The 25,069-nt window shown below is 72.7% G+C and carries 22 protein-coding genes and 1 pseudogene; 12 read left to right on the top strand and 11 right to left on the bottom strand.

Translation table 11 applies throughout. The features are described 5' to 3' along the window. Nucleotides 1-161: 161 nt before the first annotated feature. Both NX801_RS21580 and NX801_RS21575 read right to left on the bottom strand, forming a co-directional pair. Nucleotides 162-506, bottom strand: coding sequence for a hypothetical protein (locus NX801_RS21580; RefSeq protein WP_258789466.1), 345 nt, complete (start codon nt 504-506; stop codon nt 162-164). Between the two features lie 392 nt (nt 507-898). Then, nucleotides 899-1,912, bottom strand: a complete 1,014-nt coding sequence (locus NX801_RS21575) for an MmyB family transcriptional regulator (protein ID WP_258789465.1) — start codon at nt 1,910-1,912, stop codon at nt 899-901. Between the two features lie 259 nt (nt 1,913-2,171). Between NX801_RS21575 and NX801_RS21570 the strand changes: the two genes are divergently transcribed. Then, nucleotides 2,172-3,587 carry an MFS transporter gene (locus tag NX801_RS21570; RefSeq protein WP_258789464.1) on the top strand — a complete coding sequence of 472 codons (1,416 nt, stop codon included), beginning with the start codon at nt 2,172-2,174 and terminating at the stop codon, nt 3,585-3,587. A 150-nt stretch (nt 3,588-3,737) separates the two neighbouring features. Here NX801_RS21570 and NX801_RS21565 read toward each other — a convergent pair whose 3' ends face one another. After that, on the bottom strand, nt 3,738-4,004 hold the full coding sequence (locus tag NX801_RS21565) for a DUF6243 family protein (RefSeq protein ID WP_258789463.1): 267 nt from the start codon (nt 4,002-4,004) through the stop codon (nt 3,738-3,740). Between the two features lie 414 nt (nt 4,005-4,418). Between NX801_RS21565 and NX801_RS21560 the strand changes: the two genes are divergently transcribed. Together NX801_RS21560 and NX801_RS21555 are read left to right on the top strand one after the other, a co-directional pair. Continuing rightward, nucleotides 4,419-5,438 (top strand): aldo/keto reductase, encoded by a 1,020-nt coding sequence (locus NX801_RS21560; protein ID WP_258789462.1) that lies wholly within the window; start codon nt 4,419-4,421, stop codon nt 5,436-5,438. Between the two features lie 104 nt (nt 5,439-5,542). Then, nucleotides 5,543-6,130: a TetR/AcrR family transcriptional regulator gene (locus NX801_RS21555; protein WP_258789461.1), complete on the top strand. Its 588-nt coding sequence runs from the start codon at nt 5,543-5,545 to the stop codon at nt 6,128-6,130. A 361-nt stretch (nt 6,131-6,491) separates the two neighbouring features. Here NX801_RS21555 and NX801_RS21550 read toward each other — a convergent pair whose 3' ends face one another. After that, nucleotides 6,492-7,874 (bottom strand): glycine--tRNA ligase, encoded by a 1,383-nt coding sequence (locus NX801_RS21550; RefSeq protein WP_258789460.1) that lies wholly within the window; start codon nt 7,872-7,874, stop codon nt 6,492-6,494. A 207-nt stretch (nt 7,875-8,081) separates the two neighbouring features. On the opposite strand from NX801_RS21550, the gene NX801_RS21545 reads away from it, so the two are divergent. The 4 genes from NX801_RS21545 to NX801_RS21530 all read left to right on the top strand — a co-directional run bounded on the left by NX801_RS21545 (nt 8,082) and on the right by NX801_RS21530 (nt 11,609). Continuing rightward, on the top strand, nt 8,082-9,095 hold the full coding sequence (locus tag NX801_RS21545) for a metal ABC transporter substrate-binding protein (RefSeq protein ID WP_258789459.1): 1,014 nt from the start codon (nt 8,082-8,084) through the stop codon (nt 9,093-9,095). A gap of 143 nt (nt 9,096-9,238) precedes the next feature. After that, nucleotides 9,239-9,997, top strand: coding sequence for a metal ABC transporter ATP-binding protein (locus NX801_RS21540; protein WP_258789458.1), 759 nt, complete (start codon nt 9,239-9,241; stop codon nt 9,995-9,997). Beyond that, the gene (locus tag NX801_RS21535) at nt 9,994-10,887 is read left to right on the top strand and encodes a metal ABC transporter permease (RefSeq protein ID WP_258789556.1); all 894 of its coding nucleotides are present in this window, start codon (nt 9,994-9,996) and stop codon (nt 10,885-10,887) included. The genes NX801_RS21540 and NX801_RS21535 overlap by 4 nt, the downstream gene beginning before the upstream one ends. 296 nt (nt 10,888-11,183) lie before the next feature. Beyond that, the gene (locus NX801_RS21530; protein ID WP_258789457.1) at nt 11,184-11,609 is read left to right on the top strand and encodes a Fur family transcriptional regulator; all 426 of its coding nucleotides are present in this window, start codon (nt 11,184-11,186) and stop codon (nt 11,607-11,609) included. 129 nt (nt 11,610-11,738) lie between these two features. Here NX801_RS21530 and NX801_RS21525 read toward each other — a convergent pair whose 3' ends face one another. From NX801_RS21525 to NX801_RS21515, 3 genes are all read right to left on the bottom strand, one after another. Next, on the bottom strand, nt 11,739-12,656 hold the full coding sequence (locus NX801_RS21525) for an isoprenyl transferase (protein ID WP_258789456.1): 918 nt from the start codon (nt 12,654-12,656) through the stop codon (nt 11,739-11,741). 48 nt (nt 12,657-12,704) lie between these two features. Beyond that, nucleotides 12,705-13,454 (bottom strand): DNA repair protein RecO, encoded by a 750-nt coding sequence (recO, locus tag NX801_RS21520; RefSeq protein ID WP_258789455.1) that lies wholly within the window; start codon nt 13,452-13,454, stop codon nt 12,705-12,707. A gap of 81 nt (nt 13,455-13,535) precedes the next feature. After that, on the bottom strand, nt 13,536-14,363 hold the full coding sequence (locus tag NX801_RS21515; protein WP_258789454.1) for a hypothetical protein: 828 nt from the start codon (nt 14,361-14,363) through the stop codon (nt 13,536-13,538). A gap of 371 nt (nt 14,364-14,734) precedes the next feature. Between NX801_RS21515 and NX801_RS21510 the strand changes: the two genes are divergently transcribed. Continuing rightward, nucleotides 14,735-16,162 (top strand): FAD-dependent oxidoreductase, encoded by a 1,428-nt coding sequence (locus tag NX801_RS21510; protein ID WP_258789453.1) that lies wholly within the window; start codon nt 14,735-14,737, stop codon nt 16,160-16,162. A gap of 112 nt (nt 16,163-16,274) precedes the next feature. Here NX801_RS21510 and NX801_RS21505 read toward each other — a convergent pair whose 3' ends face one another. Together NX801_RS21505 and leuA are read right to left on the bottom strand one after the other, a co-directional pair. Next, entirely contained in the window at nt 16,275-16,994 is a 720-nt protein-coding gene (locus tag NX801_RS21505; RefSeq protein ID WP_258789452.1) for a TerB family tellurite resistance protein, read from the bottom strand. A 528-nt stretch (nt 16,995-17,522) separates the two neighbouring features. Further along, nucleotides 17,523-19,298: a 2-isopropylmalate synthase gene (gene leuA, locus NX801_RS21500; protein ID WP_258789451.1), complete on the bottom strand. Its 1,776-nt coding sequence runs from the start codon at nt 19,296-19,298 to the stop codon at nt 17,523-17,525. 326 nt (nt 19,299-19,624) lie between these two features. On the opposite strand from leuA, the gene NX801_RS21495 reads away from it, so the two are divergent. Together NX801_RS21495 and NX801_RS21490 are read left to right on the top strand one after the other, a co-directional pair. Continuing rightward, nucleotides 19,625-20,731, top strand: coding sequence for a M4 family metallopeptidase (locus NX801_RS21495; RefSeq protein ID WP_258789450.1), 1,107 nt, complete (start codon nt 19,625-19,627; stop codon nt 20,729-20,731). Between the two features lie 9 nt (nt 20,732-20,740). Then, nucleotides 20,741-21,013, top strand: coding sequence for a protealysin inhibitor emfourin (locus NX801_RS21490; protein ID WP_258789449.1), 273 nt, complete (start codon nt 20,741-20,743; stop codon nt 21,011-21,013). Nucleotides 21,014-21,223: 210 nt separating this feature from the next. On the opposite strand, the gene era is transcribed toward NX801_RS21490, so the two are convergent. Together era and NX801_RS21480 are read right to left on the bottom strand one after the other, a co-directional pair. Further along, nucleotides 21,224-22,165, bottom strand: coding sequence for a GTPase Era (gene era / locus NX801_RS21485; protein WP_258789448.1), 942 nt, complete (start codon nt 22,163-22,165; stop codon nt 21,224-21,226). Nucleotides 22,166-22,375: 210 nt separating this feature from the next. Next, nucleotides 22,376-22,741 carry a cytidine/deoxycytidylate deaminase family protein gene (locus NX801_RS21480; RefSeq protein ID WP_258789447.1) on the bottom strand — a complete coding sequence of 122 codons (366 nt, stop codon included), beginning with the start codon at nt 22,739-22,741 and terminating at the stop codon, nt 22,376-22,378. Nucleotides 22,742-23,047: 306 nt separating this feature from the next. Between NX801_RS21480 and NX801_RS21475 the strand changes: the two are divergent. Further along, nucleotides 23,048-23,602 (top strand): annotated as a pseudogene (locus NX801_RS21475) (MFS transporter); the annotation flags it as partial. Nucleotides 23,603-23,978: 376 nt separating this feature from the next. Further along, nucleotides 23,979-24,962, top strand: a complete 984-nt coding sequence (gene sbnA / locus NX801_RS21470) for a 2,3-diaminopropionate biosynthesis protein SbnA (RefSeq protein ID WP_258789446.1) — start codon at nt 23,979-23,981, stop codon at nt 24,960-24,962. Nucleotides 24,963-25,069 lie beyond the last annotated feature (107 nt).

Genomic DNA, 25,069 nt, shown 5'->3' with positions numbered 1-25,069 from the left:
CCATTCTCCGGCCGATCGCCCTGTCACATCCGGCCTCATTCCGGCCCGAGCGAAGGCGACCGCAGCCGCGGGGCCGGTCGCGGCCATCGGTCCGAGCGGCCACCGCACCGAATACCGCACCCGCCGCGCCGGTGAACCACCTCATGAAAACGCGCCCACCATCACGACGTGCCTCTCCTCGCCTTCAGGCGGGATACCGCTGACCACACAGCGGCCCCCATGCACACCATGACCAACAGCGACAGGACGACAGAGGCCGGATTGACCCAAGCCGGGACGAGGTCGTAGTGGGCATTGCACATGGTGTGCATGGGAAGCCACCACCGCTCCTCCGATTGCCTCATCAGTGCGTCCCGGTACGCAACGTCAAAGGGCTGACCAGCGGCTTCGCACGCCTCAGCGATATCAAGACCACTGGCGAAGACGGCCACGAAGCGCGCGGCCCCCAGCAGCAACGCGGAAATGACGGCCAGGGAAAGCCACGCCACCGGGCCCAATCGACGCATTGACGACTCCTTCTCCGTGGGTGAGACCAGGCGCGTGGGGGGACTGCGAAAGCAGACGAACCTTACCCGTACAGATGACCGAACGATCTGGCCCGAGCCCGGGGCCAGGACCGGGACGAGAGAACGGAAAGCCTCGGATCGGCATCAGCCGATACGAAAGGCCCGTCGAATCCCGGCCCGCCCACAGCCGGCCAGTTGTCCGTCGCAGTACTCGGAACCCCGGCGACAAAGCGAGAGAACGAGCAGCGCGAGAACGAACGGCAAGAGTGAACAGCCGTCGGCGGAACTCACGCGGAATCTCGCCGGGCATGCCTCATCGCAGCGCCCATACAGCCGGCCAGTCCGGTCCGCGCGCTCCGAGAAAGCACTTCCTTGCCCCGTGCAGCCGGGTTTCAGCGGGTGGCCGCTCCGGTGACGGAATCGGGACCGGCCCCTCCGGTCGCGGGCCCGGGTCCGGCCGCTGCGGCCACGGGTCCGGCCGCCGGGGACGGGGGGAGGTCGCGGAGTCGTTCCAGGGCGGCCCGGGAGGGCTCGTCCGCCGGCACGTAGGTCACCAGCCGGGGACCGGCGGCCGGGCCGAGCCAGAGGCTGGTGTGCTCCAGGTGCAGCAGACCCACGTGCGGGCTGCGGATGTACTTGGTGCGGTCGCCCTGCGCGATGACCTCGTGGCGGGCCCAGATCTCGCGGAACTCCGGCGACACCGCCTCCAGCCGCTCCAGCATCCGCTTCCACTTGGGCTCGGCCAGGTGCCCGGCCATGGCGGCCCGGAAGCGGGCGACCAGGCGCCGGTTGGAGCCCTCCAGGTCCACCACGGCGGCCCGCCACTCCTGGTTGGTGAAGGCCAGCCAGACGCAGTTGCGGTCCTCGGGCGGGATCGCGTCCAGGTCGCAGAGGAGCCGGGCGTAGGCGCGGTTGTAGGCGAGGATGTCGTACCGGCTGCTCTGCACACAGGCGGGCACCGGCTCCAGTTGGTCCAGCAGCCGGCGGAGCGCCGGGGTCACCGTGGGGCAGGGACCGCCGGGCGCGGGGTCGGTGGCTCCCGCGAGCGCGAAGAGATGGGCCCGCTCGCTCGCGTCCAGCAGCAGCGCCCGCGCCAGCGCGTCCAGCACCTCCGGGGAGACCTGGATGTCCCGGGCCTGTTCGATCCAGGTGTACCAGGTGACCCCGACGGCGGAGAGCTGGGCGACCTCCTCGCGGCGCAGCCCGGGCGTCCGCCGGCGCCGTCCGCGCACCAGGCCGACCTGCTCGGGGGTGATCCGCTCCCGCCGGCTGCGCAGGAACGCCGCGAGCTCATGGCGGCGCACGTCGCCGCCGGACCGGGCCGTCCGGGTCTCCGCGCGGGAGGACGCCGGGGCCCCCGCGGCGGTGCGGTCGGGCACGGCGGGCAGGGTGGTGGCGGAGGTCATGACCCCAGCTTGCCGGAGCCGGCTGCCGGTTACCAGGTAGCGCGGGTACCAGGATGAGAGGACTCTGGTACCAGGCTCCGGATCGGCGGAGTGTCGGGGTGTGCGAACTTCGACCTCGGCATCCATGCCTCCGGCTTCCCCGACCGCCCTGTCACCTCCGGCCCTCTCCTCCCCTTCATCCGTCCCGTCGCTCCCGTCCCCCTCGTCTTCCCCTTCCTCCTCTGTCACCTCCGCTGCTGTCACGGTCCCGTCCGGCGCCATGGACTCCCGGAAGAACCGGGTGGGCCATGGGCGGCCGGTGCTCGGGCCGGTCGGGCTCTTCACCGTGCTGCTCGGCGCGGCGCTGCCGCTGATCGACTTCTTCATCGTCAATGTCGCCCTGCCCACCATCGAGCAGGACCTGGCGGCCGGGGCCGCCGTACTGGAACTGGTGGTCACCGGCTACGGCGTGGCCTACGCGGTGCTGCTGGTGCTGGGCGGCCGGCTCGGTGACCTGTTCGGGCGGCGCCGGCTGTTCCTGGCCGGGATGGCCGCCTTCGGGGTCACCTCGCTCGCCTGCGGACTGGCTCCCGACGCCTGGACGCTGGTGGGCGCCCGGGTGGCCCAGGGCGCGGCGGCGGCGCTGATGCTGCCGCAGGTGCTGGCCACCATCCAGGCCACCACCTCCGGGCCGCGCCGGGCCCGTGCGCTGAGCCTCTACGGAGCGACGGCCGGCCTGTCGATGGTGGCCGGGCAGGTGCTGGGCGGGGTGCTGCTCGCGGCGGACGTGGCCGGCACCGGCTGGCGGGCGATCTTCCTGGTCAATGTGCCGGTCGCGCTGGCCGGGCTGGTGCTGGGCGCCCGGACCGTGCCGGACACCCGGGCCGAGCGCCCGGCCCCGGTGGACGTACCGGGCACGCTGCTGCTGGGCGTGGCGCTGGTGACCCTGCTGGCCCCGCTCACCGAGGGCAGGGCGACCGGCTGGCCGCTCTGGACCTGGCTGGCACTGGCCGCCTTCCCGTTCGCCGCGGGGGCGTTCTGGTGGGTGGAGCGCCGGGCGGACCGGCGGGGCGGGGTGCCGCTGGTGCCGCCGAGCCTGCTGCGGCTGGTGACCCTGCGGCGCGGGCTGGTGCTGACCGTGCCGTTCTCGATCGGCGTCGGCGGCTTTCTGTTCGTCGTCGCGGTGGCGCTCCAGCAGGGCCTGGGCATGGGCGCCCTGGCGGCGGGCGGCGCGATGGTGCCGATGGCACTGGCCTTCTTCGCCGCCTCGCTGGCCGGGCCCCGGCTGATACGGCGGTACGGCAGCCGGGTCGTGGCGGCCGGCGCCCTGACGCAGGGGCTGGGCCTCCTGCTGCTGATGCTGACGGTACGGGGCCGCTGGCCCGAGCTGGGGGCAGCGGAGCTGCTGCCGGCGCTGGCGCTGACGGGCCTGGGTCAGGGCTTCCAGTTGCCGGTGGTGATCCGGATCGTGCTGTCCGAGGTGCCGGCCGACCGGGCCGGGGTGGGCAGCGGGGTGCTGGTGACCACCCAGCAGGCGGCGCTGGCGCTCGGGGTGGCGACGCTCGGTTCGCTCTTCCTGGGGCTGTCGGCCACGGCCGGACTGCGGGACGCGCTGGTCGTCACCCTGGCGACGCAGCTGGGCCTGGTCGTCCTGACGGTGCTGCTCGGTCTGCGGCTGCCCCGCTCGGTGGGGTGACCCTTCGGGGCGGACCGGAAGAGTCGGAAGACCGGAAGAGGCAAGCACGGGAGGGCCCGGGGCCGCGCGACGGCGGTCCCGGGCCCTCCCGTGTGCCGGGTCCTGAATGCCGCCGCCCCGGCGTGGTTCGCGGCCGGGGCGGCGGCACGGTCAGTCCTGCGGGGCTGCGTCTCCTGCGGCTCCGGCGGTCGCGGCGGGGGCGGTCGTGGCGCCCGCCTCTCCGGACGCGGCCGGGGCGCTGCCCGGCTGGTCGGCGCTGACGTTCCGCTCGCGCATCCTGCGCAGCAGCTCCTGCTTCTGGTCGGCGGCGGCCCGGCGGTCGGCGGTGCCCGCCGCACCCCGGCCCTGCCGGTCGGCCCGGGACAGCTTTCCGCGCTGTCCGCCGACGCCGAGCAGGTTGTTGCGGCTCTTGGCCATGGGGGTCCCTCCCGTGGAGGTGAGAAGAAGTGGTCGGTCGACTGGCTGCGAAAGCGGTGGACGCCGGGCGCCCACCGCGCGCTCTCACTCGTACAGGGGGAGAGAAGACATGGGACGACGCTAGCCCCGGAGCCGGGCCGACCGCACGGCATTTTCGCCCGCCCGGCGCCCTGCCCTGCCCTCCCCTTCCCGTTCCTCCCCTCCCCATCTCTTCTCCCCCTTCTTCTCCCCCTTCTTCTCCCGCTCCGTCGCCGCTTCCGTCCCCGCTCCGTCCCCGCTCCGCCACTCGACCGTCAAAAATTAAATGACAGATATTGAAATCTGTCATTCGTCATGCCAAGCTGGAGAGGACCCCCACCATGGCCGCATGGCCGATCCCCACCCCTCACCCCTCCCCCTCTCCTGGAGTTCTCCGTGACCACCGTCTCCCTCCCCACCCGCGTACTCGGTGCCGGCGGCCCCCGGGTGTCCGCCCTCGGGCTCGGCTGCATGGGCATGTCCGCCCTGTACGGCGAGGCCGACCGGGCCGAGTCGATCGCCACCGTGCACGCCGCCCTGGACGCCGGCGTGACCCTGCTGGACACCGGCGACTTCTACGGCATGGGCCACAACGAGCTGCTGATCAACGAGGCGTTGCGCACCGCCCCAGCGGCCGCCCGCGAACAGGCGCTGACCAGCGTCAAGTTCGGCGCTCTGCGGACCGTCGAAGGCGCCTTCAACGGCGTCGACGGCCGGTCGGCGGCGGTGAAGAACTTCGCCGCGTACTCGCTCCAGCGCCTGGGCACCGACCACATCGACATCTACCGGATCGCCCGGCTCGACCCGGACGTGCCGGTCGAGGAGACCGTCGGCGCCATCGCGGAGCTGGTCCAGGCCGGGCACGTACGCCACATCGGCCTCTCCGAGGTCGGCGCCGAGACGCTGCGCCGGGCCGCCGCCACGGCCCCGATCTCCGACCTCCAGATCGAGTACTCGCTCATCACCCGGGGCATGGAGGCGGAGATCCTGCCCACCGCCCGGGAACTGGGCATCGGCGTCACCGCGTACGGAGTGCTCTCGCGCGGGCTCATCAGCGGTCACTTCGCCCCCGACCGCGCGCTGGCCCCGGGCGACTTCCGGTCCCTGAGCCCGCGCTTCCAGGGCGACAACCTCCGGCACAACCTGGCGCTGGTCGAGGAGCTGCGGCGGATCGCGGCGGCCAAGGGTGTCACGGTGGCCCAGATCGCCATCGCCTGGGTGCTCTCCCGGGGCGAGGACATCGTGCCGCTGATCGGCGCCCGGCGGCGGGACCGGCTGACGGAGGCGCTGGGCGCCCTGGACATCACGCTGGACGCCGGTGAACTGGCCGCGATCGAGCGGGCCGTACCGGCGGACGCGGCGGCGGGCGACCGCTACCCGGCCGACCAGATGGCGCACCTGGACAGCGAGCGCTGACCGCGCACCCGGCCGGGCCGGGATGACGGAGGGGCGGTGTACGGTCACCGATGGCCGGACCCACCCCCAGCCCCGCCGCCCCACCCGCAGAAAGGCCCGCCGCCATGGCCACGGACCGCCTCACGCCCGACCGCATCCTTGAGGCCACCGAGGACGTGCTGCGCCGGTACGGCCCGGCGAAGGCCACCGTCACCGATGTGGCCCGCGCCCTGGGCGTCAGCCACGGCAGCGTCTACCGCCACTTCCGCACCAAGCAGGCGCTCCGGGAGGCGGTGATCCAGCGCTGGCTCGGCCGTACCGAGGAGGTGCTCGCCGGGGTCGCGGAGGGGCCCGGGGGCGCCGGGCCGCAGAAGCTGGAGCGGTGGCTCCGTACCCTCTTCGCGGCCAAGCGCCACAAGGCGGGCGACGATCCCGAGCTGTTCGCCACCTACTCCGTGCTGCTCGGCGAGGACGGCAGTCAGGTGGTGGAGGAGCATCTGCACGTCCTGACCGAGCAGCTCCGGCGGATCATCGAGGAGGGCATCCGGGCGGGCCAATTCGCGGAGATCCACGGCGGGACGGCGGCGCGGGCGGTCTTCGACGCGACCCGGCGCTTCCACGACCCGGTCTTCGCACCGGCCTGGAGCCACCCGGGGATCGAGCCGGAGTTCGAGGGCGTGCTCGCCCTCCTGCTGCGCGGCCTCCGCGCCTAGGGACCCGGGGTCCGTCGTTCCCGGACCGTACGGCCGCGGCGACCCGCCTGCTTCAGGTCACGGCGCCTCACCGGCCTCCGTCACGGCGCCTCACCGGCTACGGCCGTCCCGACCCGGCCGGCCACGCGGCCCGGGGCCACCGCACCGGGCCCGTACCGGAGGCCCCGATCCGGCCCCCGGGCCCGTAGCGGCGCACACGACCCGCAGGACCACGCACGCCGGAGCCCCCGGCCCCGTACCGAGAAGTACGGGGCCGGGGGCTCCGGAGCGCCGGGGCCGCGCGGGCGGCCGTCCGGGGGCCGCGCGGGCGGCCACCCGGTGCGGCCTGGCCACCCGGTGCGGCCGCGCGGGGCGGCGGGTGTCAGCAGCCGAGCAGGCGGCTGCCCAGGTAGCCCTGGATCTGGTCGAGCGAGACGCGCTCCTGCTTCATGGTGTCGCGCTCGCGGACCGTCACCGCGTTGTCCTCAAGGGTGTCGAAGTCGACCGTGACGCAGAACGGGGTGCCGATCTCGTCCTGGCGGCGGTAGCGGCGGCCGATGGCGCCGGCGTCGTCGAACTCGATGTTCCAGTTCTTGCGCAGGTCGGTCGCGAGGCCCTTGGCCTTCGGGGACAGCTGCGGGTTGCGGGAGAGCGGCAGCACCGCGGCCTTGACCGGCGCCAGACGCGGGTCGAGGCGCATCACGGCGCGCTTCTCCATGACGCCCTTGGCGTTGGGGGCCTCGTCCTCGCTGTAGGCGTCGAGGAGGAAGGCGAGCATCGCGCGGCCGACACCGGCGGCGGGCTCGATGACGTACGGCGTCCAGCGCTCCCCGGCCTCCTGGTCGAAGTACGACAGGTCGGTGCCGGACGCCTTGGCGTGCGCGGAGAGGTCGTAGTCGGTGCGGTTGGCGACACCCTCCAGCTCGCCCCACTCGCTGCCGCCGAACTGGAAGCGGTACTCGATGTCGGCGGTGCGCTTGGAGTAGTGGGAGAGCTTCTCCTGCGGGTGCTCGTACCAGCGCATGTTCTCCTCACGGAGACCCAGGTCGCGGTACCAGTTCCAGCGCTGCTCCATCCAGTACTCCTGCCACTCCTCGTCCTCGCCCGGCTTGACGAAGAACTCCATCTCCATCTGCTCGAACTCGCGGGTGCGGAAGATGAAGTTGCCCGGAGTGATCTCGTTCCGGAAGGACTTGCCCATCTGCGCGATGCCGAACGGCGGCTTCTTGCGCGAAGTCTGCTGCACCTGGCCGAAGTTGGTGAAGATGCCCTGGGCGGTCTCGGGGCGCAGGTAGGCGACCGAGCCGGAGTCCTGGGTCGGGCCGAGGTGGGTGGAGAGCAGGCCGGAGAACTGCTTGGGCGCGGTGAAGGTGCCCTTGTTGCCGCAGTTGGGGCAGTTGAGGTCGGTGAGGCCGTTCTCGGGGAGCTTGCCGTGCTTCTCCTCGTACGCCTCCTCCAGGTGGTCGGCGCGGAAGCGCTTGTGGCAGGAGGTGCACTCGGTGAGCGGGTCGGTGAAGGTGGCGACGTGGCCGGACGCCTCCCAGACCTCGGAGGCCAGAATCACCGACGAGTCGATGCCGACCACGTCCTCGCGCGAGGTGACCATGTAGCGCCACCACTGGCGCTTGAGGTTCTCCTTCAGCTCGACACCCAGCGGCCCGTAGTCCCAGGCGGCACGCTGTCCGCCGTAGATCTCGCTGCACGGGTAGACGAAGCCACGGCGCTTGCTCAGGTTGACGATGGTGTCGATCTTGTCGGCGGCCACGGTGCTCTCTTCATTACGACGACGATAGGAACAGGGGGCGCGGAGCGCCTCGCTGAGGCGGACGGTCAGGCGATGCGCGTACGCAGGCGACTCATGCGAATGCTTCAGATTACCGGCGCGCGCACCCCTCCGATCAAATCGGTGGCCGACGGGACCCCTTACTCCGTTTGTTGACAATCGTTTCCAATTTTGTTGAAAATGAGTGTCATGAACGTACGACGCCTCATACCCACCGCCGCCGCTGGAGCCGTGGCCCTCTCCCTGGTCACCCTGACCGCCTGCTCGGGCTCCTCGGGCGGCGCGGACACCAGCGACGGCAGGCTGGACGTGGTGGCGTCGTTCTACCCGATGCAGTTCCTCGCCGAGCGGATCGGCGGCGAGCACGTACGCGTCGACACCCTCACCAAGCCGGGCGTCGAGCCGCACGACCTGGAGCTCAAGCCGCGCCAGGTGGGCGCCCTGTCGGACGCGGACCTCATCCTCTACCTCAAGGGCCTCCAGCCCGCCGTGGACGACGCCATCGCGCAGGCGGGCGTGAAGAACACGGTGGACGCCGCCTCCCTCACCGCCCTGGAGAAGCACGGCACCGAGACCGGCGGCCACGAGCACGGTGAGCACAGCGACGAGCCCGGGCACGCCGACGAGGGCGACCAGGACGGGGCGCACGAGGGCCACGACCACGCGCACGAGGGCGAGGGCGGCACCGACCCGCACATCTGGCTGGATCCGGTGAAGTACACCGAGGTCGCCAAGGGCGTCGGGAGCGCCATGGCCAAGGCCGACCCGGAGCACGCCGCGGACTACCGGAAGAACACCGACGCGCTGGTGAAGCAGCTCACCGCGCTGAACGGCCGATACCAGCAGGGCCTGAAGAACACCGCCACCCGGACCTTCATCACCACCCACGCCGCCTTCGGCTACCTGGCGGAGCGGTACGGCCTGGAGCAGGAGGGTATCTCGGGAGTGGACCCCGAGTCGGAGCCGAGCCCGGCCCGGATCAAGCAGCTCCAGACCATCGCCCGCGAGGACAAGGTCGGCACCGTCTTCTTCGAGACCCTGGCGAGCGACAAGACCGCGAAGACCCTGGCCCGGGACACCGGGCTGCGGACGGACGTGCTGGACCCGCTGGAGGGCATCACGGACCGCTCCCGGGGCACCGACTACCTGACGGTGATGGACGCGAACCTCACCGCCCTGCGGAAGGCCCTCGGCGCCCGGTGACCCCGCCCGGCGGCCACCCGCCCGCCTCCTCGAAGCCCGACCGGCCCGCGAAGCCCGCGGGGCCCGTGGAGCCCGCAGGGCCCGCGGCCCCCGCACCCGACCCGCACGCCCCGCGTTCCCCGCACCCACCGGAGGTCCAGCCCATGGAGCCCGTCATATCCCTCCGCGGGGCCACCGCGGCCCTCGGCTCCCGCCCCGTGCTGCGGGGCATCGACCTCACCGTGCGCCGCGGCGAGGTGGTCGCCCTGCTCGGCGCCAACGGCTCGGGCAAGTCCACCGCCGTCCGGTCGGTGATCGGCCGGGTGCCGCTGACCGGCGGCTCGGTGGAGCTGTTCGGCACCGAGCTGAAGCGGTTCCGTTCCTGGGCCAGGATCGGCTACGTCCCCCAGCGGACCACCGCCGCCAGCGGGGTGCCCGCCACCGTCCGCGAGGTGGTCGCCGCCGGGCGGCTCTCCCGGGCCCGGCTCGGCCGGCTCTCCCGGGCCGACAAGGCGGCCGTGACCCGCGCCATCGAGCTGGTCGGGCTCGCGGACCGGACCGGGGACGCCGTGGGCGCCCTCTCCGGCGGCCAGCACCAGCGGGTGCTGATCGCCCGGGCGCTCGCCGCCGAACCCGAGCTGCTGATCATGGACGAGCCGATGGCCGGGGTGGACCTGGCCAGCCAGGGCATCCTCGCCGACACCCTGCGCGCCCAGGTGGCGGCCGGCGCCACCGTGCTGCTGGTGCTGCACGAGCTGGGCCCGCTGGAGCCGCTGATCGACCGGGCGGTGGTGCTCCGCGACGGCTGCGTCACCCACGACGGGCCGCCCCCGAAGGCCGTCGGCCAGCACGCGCTGCCCGGCCACGACCACGTACATCCGCACGCGGCCGACGAGCCGCTCCGCACGGGACTGCTGACCTGACCATGGAATTCCTCACCGAACCCTTCATGCAGCGGGCGCTGCTCGCCGCCGTGCTGGTCGGCATCACCGCGCCGGCCGTCGGGATCTACCTGGTGCAGCGCCGGCAGGCGCTGATGGGCGACGGCATCGGCCATGTCGCCATGACCGGGGTGGGCCTCGGCTTCCTGATGTCCGCCAACCCGGTGTGGATGGCCACGCTCGTCACGGTCCTGGGCGCGGTCGCCATGGAACTGATCCGGATGTACGGGAAGACCCGCGGCGACATCGCCCTGGCGCTGCTCTTCTACGGCGGCATGGCGGGCGGCGTGATGCTGATCAACCTCTCGCCGACCGGCTCCAACGCCAATCTGGTGAGCTATCTCTTCGGCTCGCTCTCCACCGTCTCGGACGAGGACATCACCGCCATCTCGCTGCTGGCCGCCTTCGCGGTGCTGGTCACCGTGGGGCTGCGGCGGCAGCTCTTCGCGATCAGCCAGGACGAGGAGTTCGCCCGGGTCACCGGACTGCCGGTGCGCACCCTGAACCTGCTGGTCGCGATCACCGCCGCCGTCACCGTGACGGTCGCCATGCGGGTGGTGGGGCTGCTGCTGGTCAGCGCGCTGATGGTGGTGCCGGTGGCGGCGGCCCAGCAGCTGACCCGGAGCTTCCGGGCCACCTTCGTGCTGGCCGTGCTGATCGGCACCGGGGTGACACTGGCGGGCACCATCACGACGTACTACCAGGACGTGCCGCCGGGGGCCACCATCGTGCTGCTGGCCATCGCGGTGTTCATCGCCCTCACCGCCCTCGCCGCGCCCCTGGCCCGCCGGCGGGCCCGCGCGGCCGAGACCGCCCCGGCGGCGGAGTGCGCCGCCGACGGAACGGCGCGGGCGGACGACGTACGGGTCTGACGACGGCGTACGGCTCCGGGGACGGCGTACGGCTCCGGCTCCGGCTCCGGCTCCGGCTCCGGGGACGGCGTACGGGTCTGATCACGGGCGTACGGCTCCGGGGACGGCGTCCCGGCCTGGCGCGGCCCCCGCAGGGCGTGCGGGCCGGGGGGTACGGCTCGGGCGACGGCGCCCGGCCCGGTGCGCGGGAGCTCCGGGCCGCCGTGTCCGGAACCGGGCGGGGGGACCGCCCGGCGGGGGCGGCCTGGCAGAATGGGCCGACGGATCCATGAGCGGGCGAGGACAAGGAGGCAGCTGTGGCCACGGCTGGACCCCCCGGCGTACGCGGCCGGTCGACCCGGCAGCGCGCGGCCGTGTCGGCGGCGCTGAACGAGGTGGACGAGTTCCGCAGCGCGCAGGAGCTGCACGACATGCTCAAGCACCGCGGCGACTCGGTCGGCCTGACGACGGTCTACCGCACCCTCCAGTCGCTGGCGGACGCCGGCGAGGTGGACGTGCTGCGGACCAACGACGGCGAGGCGGTGTACCGCCGCTGCTCCACCGGTGAGCACCATCACCATCTGGTGTGCCGCGGCTGCGGCAAGGCCGTGGAGGTGGAGGGCCCGGCGGTCGAGCAGTGGGCCGAGACGATCGCGGCGGAGCACGCGTTCGTCAATGTGGCGCACACCGTGGAGATCTTCGGCACCTGCGCCGACTGCGCCGCCGCGGCGAAGGACGCCTGACCGCCGACCCCGGTCCACCCGAGGTTCATCGGAACGAAGCAGAGCAGCACGCACAGACGCGAACGGCCCGTACCCCCGCCCGGCACACGCCGCAGGGGTACGGGCCGTTCGGCGTCCGGGCGTCCCGGCTCAGCTCCCGGCGTTCCCGTTCCCCGGGGTGCCGCCGGCCGGCCCCGGCACCAGCAGGTCGTGCGGGCCGCCGGCGCCACCGGCGCGCTTCTCGTGCTTCTCCAGCGCGGCCAGCTCCTCGTTGGGAATCGCCCCGCCGAAGCGCCGGTCCCGGGAGGCGTACTCCAGACAGGCCCGCCACAGGTCGCGGCGGTCGAAGTCCGGCCACAGCACGTCCTGGAAGACCATCTCCGCGTAGCTGCTCTGCCAGATCAGGTAGTTGGAGGTGCGCTGCTCGCCGCTGGGCCGCAGGAAGAGGTCCACGTCCGGCATGTCCGGGTAGTACAGGTACTTCTGGAACGTCTTCTCATTGACCTTCGACGGGTCCAGCCGGCCGGCCGCGACCTCGCGGGCGATCGCCTGCGCGGCGTCCGCGATCTCGGCGCGCCCGCCGTAGTTGACGCAGAAGTACAGCGTCATCCGGTCGTTTCCGGTGGTCTGCTCCTGGGCGATCTGGAGCTCCTGGACGACCGACTTCCACATCTTGGGCATCCGGCCCACCCAGCGGATCCGGATGCCCAGCTCGTCCATCTCGTCGCGGCGGCGGCGGATCACGTCCCGGTTGAAGTTCATCAGGAAGCGCACCTCCTCCGGCGAACGCTTCCAGTTCTCGGTGGAGAAGGCGTAGAGCGACAGGTTCTTGACGCCCATCTCCAGACAGCCCTTCAGGACGTCGAGCACGACGCCCTCGCCGACCTTGTGGCCCTCGGTGCGCGGCAGTCCGCGATCCTTGGCCCAGCGGCCGTTGCCGTCCATCACACAGGCCACATGGTTCGGCACGAGCTCGGCCGGGATACGCGGCGGGCGGGCGCCGGACGGGTGCGGCTCGGGGTCCTTGTACTCACGGCGGGACCGGCCCAGGATTCCGCGTCGTGCCATGCGGTTCACCACTCCTACTTCGCTTGAGCTCTTGAGCTTGCTGGCCTGCTACGTCTTTTCCACGTACCGGAGCGAACGCAGTCCGCGCTCCAGATGCCAGTGCAGATACGCGGACACCAGCCCGCTGCCCTCCCGGACGTGGCGCGGCTCGCACGCGTCCGCCGCCGGCCAGTCGCCGGTCAGCAGCGCGCTGAGCAGCCGGACGGCCTCCGGAGAGGGTACGACGCTTCCGGGCACCCGGCAGTCACCGCACACCACTCCGCCGGAGGCGACGGAGAAGAACCGATTCGGTCCGTGGATGCCGCAGCGGGCGCAGTCCTCGAACGAGGGCGCGTAGCCGTTGACCGCCAGCGAGCGCAGCAGAAAGGCGTCGAGGATCAGGTGCGGGGCGTGCTCGCCCCGGGCCAGGGTGCGCAGTCCGCCGACGAGCAGCAGATACTGCTGGACCGCCGGTTCGCCCTCGTGGTCGGTGAATCGCTCGGCGGTCTCCAGCATGGCGGTGCCCGCGGTGTACCGGGCGTAGTCGGTGACGATCGTGCCGCCGTACGGGGCGATGGTCTCGCTCTGGGTGCAGAGCGGCAGTCCGCGCCCGATCAGCTCGCCGCCGCGCGCGAAGAACTGCACGTCCACATGGGAGAACGGTTCCAGCCGGGCGCCGAACTTGGACTTGGTGCGCCGCACCCCGCGCGCGACGGCGCGCACCCGGCCGTGGCCCCGGGTGAGGAAGGTGATGATGCGATCCGCTTCACCCAGCTTCTGGGTGCGCAGCACGATGCCGTCGTCGCGGAACAGGGTCATGCGCCCCATTCTCGCGTACGCGCCCGGGGGCCCGGCCCATGACCCGTGCCCCGCGTCCCGCGCTCCCGGTGCCGCCGGGCCTCACCGCAGCCGGCGGCCGCTCCGGCGGCGCTCCTCCCCCGCGAAGGCGGCGTCGTGGCGCAGCGCCCGGGCGAGGACGACGCCCAGGACGATCAGGACGACGCCGGCCCAGGTGGCGGCGGCGTCGAAGGCGAGCACGACGATGCCGAGCGGGATCAGCACCCCGACCACGGGCGCGAGCAGAGCGCGTACCGGAGGCTCCTCGCCGCCGCCCCGGCGGGCGCGGAGGACCTCGCGGTACCACTCGGTGAAGCGCAGCGCCAGGATGATCGCCACGATCTGGATGATCCAGCCGGTCCAGAGGTTGTGCGGGTTGCGCAGCACCAGATCGCCGTAGGCCCCGGCGATCGCCGCGACCAGGAAGGCGAGGCCCCAGACTCCGGTGATCACATAGTTGGCGCGCAGAAAGGCGGGAGCGTGCCAGTGGGCCGGGTCGGTGCTCTCCCGGGCGTACTGGAGGGTGAAGGGCAGCCGGACGGCCATCGAGCCGAAGGCGATCAGCGTCAGTGCGATGTTCGACACCTCACCTGCGTACGTCTCCAGCCAGGCGTGGGTGCCGGCCGAGGCGAAGACCCCGATCACCGCCAGGGCGGCGAAGAAGACCACGTCGGAGACCTCGAGGATCTTCCAGGTGCCGCCGTGGTCCCGGATCCGTCCGGCGACGACCAGCAGCACCGCGAGGGCGAGGGCGAGGCCGACCGACAGTTCGTACCGCCCCGGGCCGACGAGCAGCGAGAAGACGATCCACGGGGACATCCCCACGACGGGGCTGTCCAGGAACCGGGCGGCCCGGCCGGCCGGCGCGGTGCTCGCGGTGGTGGCATGCATGGCGGATGATCCCTTCGGCTGCCCCGGTGCCGGTACCGTCTCCCCCGCCCCCCTCTCCCGTTCGGCTCCCTTCAGCGTGGCGCGCCCGCGCGCCGCACGCGAACGCGAGCCGGGCGGGGGCGGGAGGAACCCCGGGCGGGGACAGCGGTGACGTCTGGGGAAACGGCGGGGAGCGCCGGAAAACGACAGGGAACGCCGGGGAACGCCGGGGAACGCCGAGAAAACAGACCTCATAAGTGGGACTTATGAGGTCATAGGTGGGGGGCGGCTACCAAACTGAGGGTGGCCTTACTTAAGGTTCTCTGGAGCACACCGCTCACTCTGCTGTACCCAGTGCACTCGCTGCACCCCGTCGCTCGAAGGGAACTGTCATGCCCCGCCCTCTGCGGGTCGCGATCGTCGGTGCCGGCCCCGCCGGGATCTACGCCGCCGACGCGCTGCTGAAGTCCGAGGCCGCCACCGACCCCGGTGTCTCGATCGACCTCTTCGAGCGGATGCCGGCCCCGTTCGGGCTCATCCGGTACGGCGTCGCCCCCGACCACCCGCGGATCAAGGGCATCATCACCGCGCTCCACCAGGTGCTCGACAAGCCCCAGATCAGGCTGTTCGGCAACGTCGACTACCCGACCGACCTCTCGCTGGACGAGCTCCGCGACTTCTACGACGCGGTGATCTTCTCGACCGGCGCCGAGGCCGACCGGGCGCTGGACATACCCGGCATCGAGCTGGACGGCTCGTACGGCGCCGCGAGCTTCGTCTCCTGGTACGACGGCCACCCGGACGTGCCGCGCACCTGGCCGCTGGAGGCCGAGAAGGTCGCGGTCCTGGGCGTCGGCAACGTGGCGCTCGACGTGGCCCGCATCCTGGCCAAGACCGCCGACGAGCTGCTGCCCACCGAGATCCCGCCGAACGTCCACGAGGGCCTGGCCAAGAACAAGGCGCTGGAGGTCCACGTCTTCGGGCGGCGCGGCCCCGCGCAGGCCAAGTTCAGCCCCATGGAGCTGCGCGAGCTGGACCACTCGCCCAACATCGAGGTCATCGTCAACCCCGAGGACATCGACTACGACGAGGGCTCCACGGTCGCCCGCCGCGCCAACAAGCAGATCCACATGGTGGCGCAGACCCTGGAGAACTGGGCGATCCGGGACGTCGGTGACCGGCCGCACAAGCTCTTCCTGCACTTCTTCGAGTCGCCCGCCGAGATCGTCGGCGACGAGAACGGCAAGGTCGTCGGGCTGCGCACCGAGCGCACCGAGCTGGACGGCACCGGGAACGTCAAGGGCACCGGCGAGTTCACCACCTGGGACATCGGCGCCGTCTACCGCGCGGTCGGCTACCTCTCCGAGGAGCTGCCCAAGCTGCCGTGGGACGCCACCAGCGGCACCGTTCCGCACGAGGCGGGCCGGGTCGTCGAGGGCGGCGAGCACCTCCGGTCCACCTATGTCACCGGCTGGATCAAGCGCGGTCCGGTCGGCCTGATCGGCCACACCAAGGGCGACGCCAACGAGACGGTGGCCTGCCTGCTGGAGGACCACCGCGAGGGCCGGCTGCACGCCCCGCAGGCCCCCGGCGAGGACGCCATCGTGCGGCACCTCGAAGCGCGGGGCGTGGCGTACACCACCTGGGACGGCTGGTACCGGCTGGACGCCGCCGAGCGGGCGCTCGGGGAGCCGCACGGCCGTGAGCGGATCAAGATCGTGGAGCGCGAGGCCATGGTCAAGGCCAGCCTCGAAGCCGCCGAAGCCGCCGAGAAGGCCGTGGAGGCAGTCGAGGCCGCGGAGGCCGCCGAGCGGCCCTGAGCCGCCGCGTCCGGGGGCCGGGGTCCGGAAGCCGAACCGTCGGAGTCCGGGCCCGCACCGGGCCCCGGAGGCTCACCGGGCCATGGGCCACCGGGCCACCGGGCCGCCGGGCTCAGAACGGCGCCCGGGCCGATTCCAGGAGCCGTACGGTCTCCTCGGAGCAGAGCCGCAGCGCGTTGCCGACGGTCGCCAGCACCTCCCGCTCGGCGGGGGTGTAGGCGCCGTCGGCCAGCGCGATCCGGGCGCCCTGGAGCAGGACCGACTCCCGCCCGGCCGGGGCGAGATGCGGGGTGAGCGGCTCCAGTGCCTCGTGCAGCTCGATGGCGAGCGAGGCCCCGGCGGCGCCCGCCCCGGCGTGCGGGTCCACCGAGCCGGGGAACCGCCCGGTGTCCGCCTCCAGGGCGGCGATCAACGCGATCAGCCCCTCGGCCGTACAGTCCTCGTACCCGGCGGCCCGGACCGCCGACACGGCGCTGTCCACCGCCGTCCGGGAGCCGGTGCCGCCCGCCGCGAGGACGGCCAGCGCGACGGTGTGCACCGCGTCCCGAAGCATCCCGGCGAAGCGCGCGGTGGTGGGGTGGTCGAGCACCTCGGGGGCGAAGTGGTCGTGGCAGGCGGCGCATTCGACCACCGGTCCGGCCGGTCCGCGCGCCAGCAGCGGAACACCGAAAAGAGTGAAGCGCCGCCGGCCCGTACGACGCTGGTAGTTGCGGTCGCCGCCGCAGCCGGGGCAGAAGAACTCACCGTCCCCGACGGTGGTCCATGAGGTGTGCGTCGCCCAGATTCGCGGTTTTCGGCCGCATGAGACCCCTGACAGTCGTGCTGACAGCACGTAGCACCTCCGTAACGCCCCGGCCACTCTGCCGCGTTGGCGTGATGTTAGCCACATCGGTGAGGTGGCGTCAGCACTCCCGGAGGAAAGAAGACCGGACCTGGCCGAACCCCGCCCCCCGGGTCCGGCGGGCGACCGCCGGACCCGGCACGCGCCCCGTCGGGGTCCCCGGCACGACACCGCCTAGCCCGCCATGGCGAGCTCGGCCGCCGGCCGGGCTCGGCCCCCGCTCAGGCGCGGCACGAGGTTACGTTCGGCCCGCCCGGCACAGAGCCACGCTCAGCCCCGGCGCGGGGCCGCGCTCGGTCCACACGGCACGGCGCCACGCTCAGCCCCGGCCGGCACAGCACCACGTTCAGCCCCGGCCCGGCTCGGCCCCCGCTCAGGCGCGCCGCAGGGCCCCGCTCAGCCCGCCCGGCACAGGGCCACGCTCGGCCCCGGCGCGGGGCCACACCGGCCCGGTCCGGCGCCGGGCGGTGCTCGGCCGGCGCCGGCGCGGGGTCACGTCCGGGTTGGCCGAGCGCGGCCTCAGCGGCCCGCGCGGTTCACGGCGGAGACGACCGCCTTCAGCGAGGCGCGGGTGGTGTTGGCGTCGATGCCGATGCCCCACAGCACCCGGCCGTCGATGGCGCACTCGATGTAGGAGGCGGCCTGCGCGGAGGCGCCCTCGCTCATGGTGTGCTCCTGGTAGTCCAGCAGCCGGGCGTCCACGCCCACCGAGTTCAGCGCGTCGAAGAAGGCGGAGATCGGACCGTTGCCGGAACCGGTCAGCACCGTCTCGGTCCCGTCCACCACGGCCTCGACGGTCAGCGTGTCGGTGCCGTCGGTGTCGGTCGTGGTCTGGCCGGAACGCAGCTGGATCCGGCCCCAGCGCGGCGCGCCCTCGGCGCCGGGCAGGTACTCGTCCTGGAAGACGGACCAGATGGCCGCCGGGGTGACCTCGCCGCCCTCGGCGTCGGTCTTGGCCTGGATGATCCGGGAGAACTCGATCTGCATCCGGCGCGGCAGGTCCAGCTTGTGGTCGTTCTTCAGGACGTACGCGACACCGCCCTTGCCGGACTGCGAGTTGACCCGGATGACCGCCTCGTAGGAGCGGCCCACGTCCTTGGGGTCGATGGGCAGGTACGGCACCGCCCACTCCACCTCGTCCACCGTCCGGCCCGCCGCCGCGGCGGCGGCCTCCAGCGCGTCGAAGCCCTTCTTGATGGCGTCCTGGTGGGAGCCGGAGAAGGCGGTGTAGACCAGGTCGCCCGCGTAGGGGTGGCGCGGGTGGACCTCCATCTGGTTGCAGTACTCGCTGGTCCGGCGGATCTCGTCGATCTGCGAGAAGTCGATCTGCGGGTCCACGCCCTGGCTGAACAGGTTCATCCCTAGGGTCACCAGGTCCACGTTGCCGGTCCGCTCGCCCTGGCCGAACAGGCAGCCCTCGACCCGGTCGGCGCCGGCCATCACGGCCAGCTCGGCCGCCGCCACCGCCGTGCCCCGGTCGTTGTGCGGATGGGCCGACAGACAGACGAACTCCCGGCGGGACAGGTGGCGGGACATCCACTCGAACCGGTCGGCGTGCGTGGAGGGCGTCGAACGCTCCACGGTGGCGGGCAGGTTGAGGATGATCTCGCGGCCGGCCTCGGGCTGCCAGACGTCCATCACGCCCTCGCAGACCTCCAGGGCGAAGTCCAGCTCGGTGTCGGTGAAGATCTCCGGGCTGTACTGGTAGCCGAAGACCGTCTCGTCGCCCAGCAGCTTCTCGGCGTACTCCATCACCAGCCGGGTGCCGTCCACCGCGATCTGCCGCACCTGCTCGCGGGTGCCCCGGAAGACCACCCGGCGGAAGACCGGCGCGGTGGCGTTGTACAGATGGACGGTGGCCCGGTGGGCGCCGCGCAGCGACTCCACGGTCCGCTCGATCAGCTCCTCGCGCGCCTGGGTCAGCACGGAGATGGTCACGTCCTCGGGGATCGCGCCCTCTTCGATGATGGAGCGGACGAAGGCGAAGTCGGTCTCGCCGGAGGACGGGAAGCCGACCTCGATCTCCTTGTAGCCCATGCGCACCAGCAGGTCGAACATCTCCCGCTTGCGGGCCGGCGACATGGGGTCGATCAGCGCCTGGTTGCCGTCCCGCAGGTCGGTGGAGAGCCAGCGCGGGGCCTCGGTGATCCGCCGGTCGGGCCAGGTGCGGCCGGGCAGCTCCACCGCCTCGTACGGGCCGTACTTGTGGATCGGCATCCCGGACGGCCGCTGGGCGCGGGTGGCACGGGTGACGGGCGTCGGACGGCCTACGGACGGGATCGCGGGCTCGGTCATGACGGAGGCTCCTCGGGTCTCTGCGGTCCTGCTGTCTGGTTGTCCCGGCTGAGGGGGACGGACGGCCGACTGAGATCGAAGCAGCACCAGACTCCGCGGTGAGGGGGTCGGCCTACGACTACAGGCCCTCGCCGCGGCAGCTAAGGAGAAGCAGCCCGAAACGCATGATGCGTGGCAGCCTAGCCGAGGACCGGGCCGAGCGGAGGTGCCGTTCCAGTATGCGGGATCGCCCGGACTCAACCCTCGAATCGGACGGAATCACTCCTTTTCAGCAATCTCCGCCGCGAGTAGTGACATGACCGTCACGGCTTGCCACATTGCCGGGTATGGCTCGTTCTCATCCTTCCCGCCCCGCCCCGCCGTCCGCTCACCGCGCGCACGGCCCGCAGGGGCCCGCCCGGCCGGTCTTCTGCCCGATCGTCCCGCCGCACCTCCTCGAACGGCTGGCCGGGGCCGACCGCCCGGCGGCGGCCGAGGCGGCCCGCCGCACCCTGGTCGCCGACGCCGCCCACCGCACCCGGCGCCGGCTCACCGCCGTGCCCGCGCCCACCCCCGCCGAGGGCCCGCCGCCGCGCCGCACGGTGTACGACGCCCAGCACGGCACCGCGCTGCCCGGCCGGAAGGTGCGGGGCGAGGGCGAGGAGCCGGTGGCCGACGCCTCCGTCAACCGCGCCTACGCCGGTCTGGGCGCCACCTCCGACCTGCTGCTGGACGTCTTCGGGCGCGACTCGCTCGACGGCGCCGGGCTGCCGCTCGACGCCACGGTCCACTACGACCGGGAGTACGCCAACGCCTTCTGGGACGGCGAGCGGATGGTGTTCGGCGACGGGGACGGCGAGATCTTCCTGGACTTCACCGTCCCGGTGGACGTCATCGGCCACGAGCTGGCGCACGGCGTCACCCAGTACACGGCCAACCTGGAGTACTACGGCCAGTCCGGGGCGCTCAACGAGTCGATGTCCGACGTCATCGGCTCGCTGGTCAAGCAGCGGGTGCTCGGCCAGGACGCCGGCGCGGCGGACTGGCTCATCGGCGCCGGGCTGCTGGGCCCGGACGTGACCGGCCAGGCGCTGCGCTCGATGAAGGCGCCGGGGACCGCGTACGACGACGACGTGCTCGGCAAGGATCCGCAGCCCGCCACCATGGACGACTACGTCCGCACCAGCGCGGACAACGGCGGGGTGCACATCAACTCCGGCATCCCCAACCACGCCTTCTATCTCTTCGCCACCGCCCTGGGCGGCCCGGCCTGGGAGCGGGCAGGCAAGGTCTGGTACGACGTGCTGACCGGCGGTGAGCTGGCCGGGGACGCCCGGTTCGGGGACTTCGCCCGGCTGACCGTGGCCGCCGTCCGGGAGCGGTTCGGCTCGGACGGGCCCGAGTCCGAGGCGCTGGCCAAGGCGTGGTCGACGGTCGGCGTGGCGACGCGGTAGACAGGTCCCATGCGTATTCGGGTGCGGCGCACGGGCGGGTTCGCGGGGATCGAGCGGGTGGCGGAGGTGGACACCTCCTGCCTCCCGGCAGCCGAGGCGGACGCCTGGCGGGAGCTGGCCGGGGCCGCGCTCGCCGGGCCCCCGGCGGAGCCGTCCGCCGGGGTGCCGGACGGCTTCGCGTACGAGATCACCGCGGACGGCCGTACGATCCGGGCCGCCGACCCCCGGCTCACCGACGCCCAGCGGGAGCTGGTGACCCGGGTGCTGAAGGAAGGCGCCTGAGCGCGGCCCCCCGGTCCCGGGAGGAACCGGCCGCCGATGCTCCACCGCCAGGGGCCGGGCGGTCGGCCGGCGCGCGGCCCGGTACCGGGCGGTCGGGTCCCGGGCGGCCCCGCGCCGGGCCTCGGTGGGCCGGCGGGACCGTGGGCCAGTGAGCCGGTGGGACCGTGAGCCGGTGGGCTGGTGGGCTCGTGGGCCAGTGAGCCCGTGGGCTCAGAAACCGAGCTTGCGGAGCTGCTTCGGGTCGCGCTGCCAGTCCTTGGCCACCTTGACGTGCAGGTCCAGGAAGACCGGGGTGCCGAGCAGGGCCTCGATCTGGCGGCGGGACTTGGTCCCGACCTCCTTCAGCCGGCTGCCCTTGGGGCCGATGATGATCCCCTTCTGGCTGGGGCGCTCGATGTAGACATTGGCGTGGATGTCCAGCAGCGGCTTGTCGGCCGGGCGGTTCTCCCGGGGCAGCATCTCCTCGACCACCACCGCGATGGAGTGCGGCAGCTCGTCCCGTACGCCCTCCAGCGCGGCCTCCCGGATCAGCTCGGCCACCATGACCTGCTCCGGCTCGTCGGTGAGGTCGCCCTCCGGGTAGAGCGGCGGGCTCTCCGGGAGGAGCGGGACCAGCAGGTCGGCCACCAGCTCCACCTGCTTGCCGCCGACCGCCGAGACCGGCACGATCTGCTGCCACTCGAAGCCCAGCTCCTGCGCGAGCCGGTCCACGGCGATGAGCTGCTCGGCCAGGGTCTTGGAGTCGACCAGGTCGGTCTTGGTGATGACCGCGATCTTCGGGGTCTTCCTGATCTCGGCCAGTTCCTTGACGATGTACCGGTCGCCGGGGCCGAGCTTCTCGTTGGCCGGCAGGCAGAAGCCGATCACGTCGACCTCGGCCCAGGTGGTGCGCACCACGTCGTTGAGCCGCTCGCCGAGCAGGGTGCGCGGCTTGTGCAGCCCGGGGGTGTCGACCAGCACCAGCTGGGCGTCCGGGCGGTGCACGATGCCGCGCACGGTGTGCCGGGTGGTCTGCGGCCGGTTGGAGGTGATGGCCACCTTCTGGCCGACCAGAGCGTTCGTGAGGGTGGACTTGCCCGCGTTGGGGCGGCCGACGAAACAGGCGAAGCCGGCCCGGTGGACGGCTTCGGGATCTTCAACACGAGCGCTCATGGGAGCCATTCTCCCCGATGCGCGCGCCCCCGACGCACCACGGGGCGCCCCTCGGCCCCCGGGAGCACCCCGGGGTACCCCCGGAGGGGCCCCGCCGGACCGGGCGGGGTCCCCGGAGAGGCCCGCCTGGCCCGGCGCCCCGGACGCGCCGGACCGGCCCGCTCGGCCCCGCGCCCGGACGATCCGGATCAGCCCACCGCCGGCTCGCCGTCAGCCCGCCGTCACCCGGCCGCGCAGCTCGCCGTCGGGACCGGCCAGCAGCACCGGGGTCTCCGGGCCGCCGAGGTCCCGTACCGCCGCCCGGTCGGCGTCCGAGGGCCCGGCCGCGTCGGTGACCACGGCGGCGGCCTCCAGCGAGGCGGCGCCGCTGGCCACCGCCATGGCGACGGCCGTCTGGAGGGCGCTGAGCCGCAGCGAATCCAGGGTCACGGTCCCGGCGACATAGGTGCGGCCGGTCTCGTCCCGTACGGCGGCGCCCTCGGCCACCCCGTTGCGGGCCCGGGCGCTGCGGGCCAGGGTGATGATCTTGCGGTCCTCGGGCCCGAGGCCGGTGCCCGGATCGGTGCTCTGCGTCATGGCCCCGAGCATAGGCCGGGCCCGGTGCCGCCTTCCCGGCCCGCCCCGAAGACGTGCGGGTTCTCCGGAGCCGTACGGGACCCCCGGAGACGTACGGGACCCCCGGCGGCAGGCGGGTCGCCCGCGGCCGGACAGGACCCCGGCCGGCCGCGTACGAGCCGCCCGCGGCCGTACGGGCCCCCGCAGCCGGACGGAATCCCGGCCGCGTACGGAGCCCCGGGGCACCCGGGGCCCCCCGAGCTCACCCCGCCACCGGGTACAGCGCCTCGCGGCGGCCCTCCGGGGTGGCCGGCCACTCCAGCTCGGGGCGGTCCGGTGACCTTCTCCATGATGTCGACCGTCGTCTTCGTGCTGACCCTCTACCTCCAGGAGACGCTGGGCCTCTCCGCCTTCCGGACCGGCCTGGTCCTCGGCGTCCAGGGCGCCCTGGACGTGGTGGCCGGTTCCCTGGTCACCCGGCTGATCGGCCGCTTCGGCGCCCGCCGGGTCCTGGTCCCCGGGCTGGCCGGCCAGGGGCTGCTGACCGCCGCGCTCCTCGGCATCGGCACCGGCATCGGCGCCCCGCTGGCGACGGCCGGCGTCACGCTGGCGAGCATGTGCCATCTGGGCGCCATCGTCGCGTACGGCCTGGCGGTGACCTCGGGCGTCCCGGACGAGGAACAGGGCCTGGCCACCGGCCTGGTGACCACGACCCAGCAGGTCGGCATCACCATCGGCATCCCGCTCCTCGGCACCCTCGCCACGGCGGGCCCCGACCTCTACACCGGAGTCCGCACCGTCCTCGCGGTCGACGCCGCCCTCGTCCTGGTGGCCACCCTGTTCATCGCCCTGGGTCTCCGCGCCCGCCGGGGCGGCCACTGAGCGTGCCCCGCCGGGCGCGCGGGCCGCGCGGGTACGACGTGCTTGATCAATTTCATTCCATGGAATTCACGGCATACGGATGACGCAGATCCGCTTGGAATTAAAGATTCCGTTTGAGATGTCTCAGGATGTTTAATTCCGGGCGGAGTTGCGAAAGAATCTTCTGGACGAGCGCTTGCCCCCGTGTGATACTGAATCAGCCGCAGCGGGGGGCGCTTGAGCGGCGATCGGGGGGTTCCACCTTTTTCTTCCGCATGCCGGTCCGGCATGTCGGCACGGCTGCGCCGCATCCGCGCGCATCCGCACATCCATGAGCCCTCGCACAGCGGCATGCGCCATATGTCCGCAGTTCCGCACTCAAGGGCATTGGATTCCAGTGATAGCGGAAGAAATCTACGATCTGGTACTGGATGATCTCTTCATCCGGGTCGATCAGCTGGCACCGGGAAATTCCGTACTACTCAAGCTGGAGGGCCTCAATCCGGCGGGCTCGGTGAAGCTCAAGACGGCCGTCGCGCTGGTGGCGCGGGCCGAGGAGACGGGCCGGGCCTTTCCGCGCACCCGGCTCATCGAGTCGACCTCCGGAAATCTCGGGGTGGCCCTCGCCATGGTCTGCGCGGCCAAGGGATACCCCCTGACCTGCGTGACGGACCCCAACGCCAACGCCCCGTCCGTGCGCCTCATGAAGGCGCTGGGGGCGGAGGTCGTGGTCATCGACGTCCGCGACGGGAACGGCGGCTATCTCCAGTCCCGCATCAACTACATCCACGAGCGCCTGGCGCGCGAGCCCGACACGTACTGGCTGAACCAGTACGCGAACCCGGCCGGCCCGCGGGCGCACCACGACCGCACCGGCCGCTCGATCTTCGAGGAGATCGGCCATGTCGACTACGTCTTCATCGGCGCCGGGACCACCGGCACGCTGATGGGCTGCGCGGAGTTCTTCCGCAGGCACAGCCCGGCCACCCGGATCGTCGCCGTCGACGCGGTCGGATCCGTCACCTTCGGAGGTCCGCCGGGCCGGCGGCACATTCCGGGGCTCGGCACCAGCAGACGACCGGAAATCCTCGACGCGGGGAAGGTCGACGAGGTGGTGCTGGTGCCCGAGGCGGACGCCGTGGAGATGTGCCGGTCGCTGGCCGAGAGCCGGGGTCTGCTGCTCGGCGGATCGAGCGGGACGGTGCTGTCGGCGGTCAAGGGAATGGCCGGGGAATTCCCGCCGGGAAGCGTCGTGGTGGCCCTTTCCCCGGATTCCGGGGACCGCTATCTGGAGACGGTCTACGACGACTCCTGGGTGGCCGCCCGCTGGCCGTGGCTCGTCTACGAGGAATTCCCGGAGATCTCCCGGGCCGGTGCCTGAGCGACCCGGGCCCGCCGAGCTGTTCCCTCCGAGCTGTTCGAGCGGCCCGAGCCGTCCGGGCGGCCCCGAGCGGCCCGAGCAGCCCGTGCAGCCCGAAAGAGAGGTGT

It is taken from the genome of Streptomyces pyxinae (assembly GCF_024756275.1).
Lineage (GTDB): Bacteria > Actinomycetota > Actinomycetes > Streptomycetales > Streptomycetaceae > Streptomyces > Streptomyces pyxinae.
This window is presented reverse-complemented; position numbering and strand designations above follow the sequence as displayed.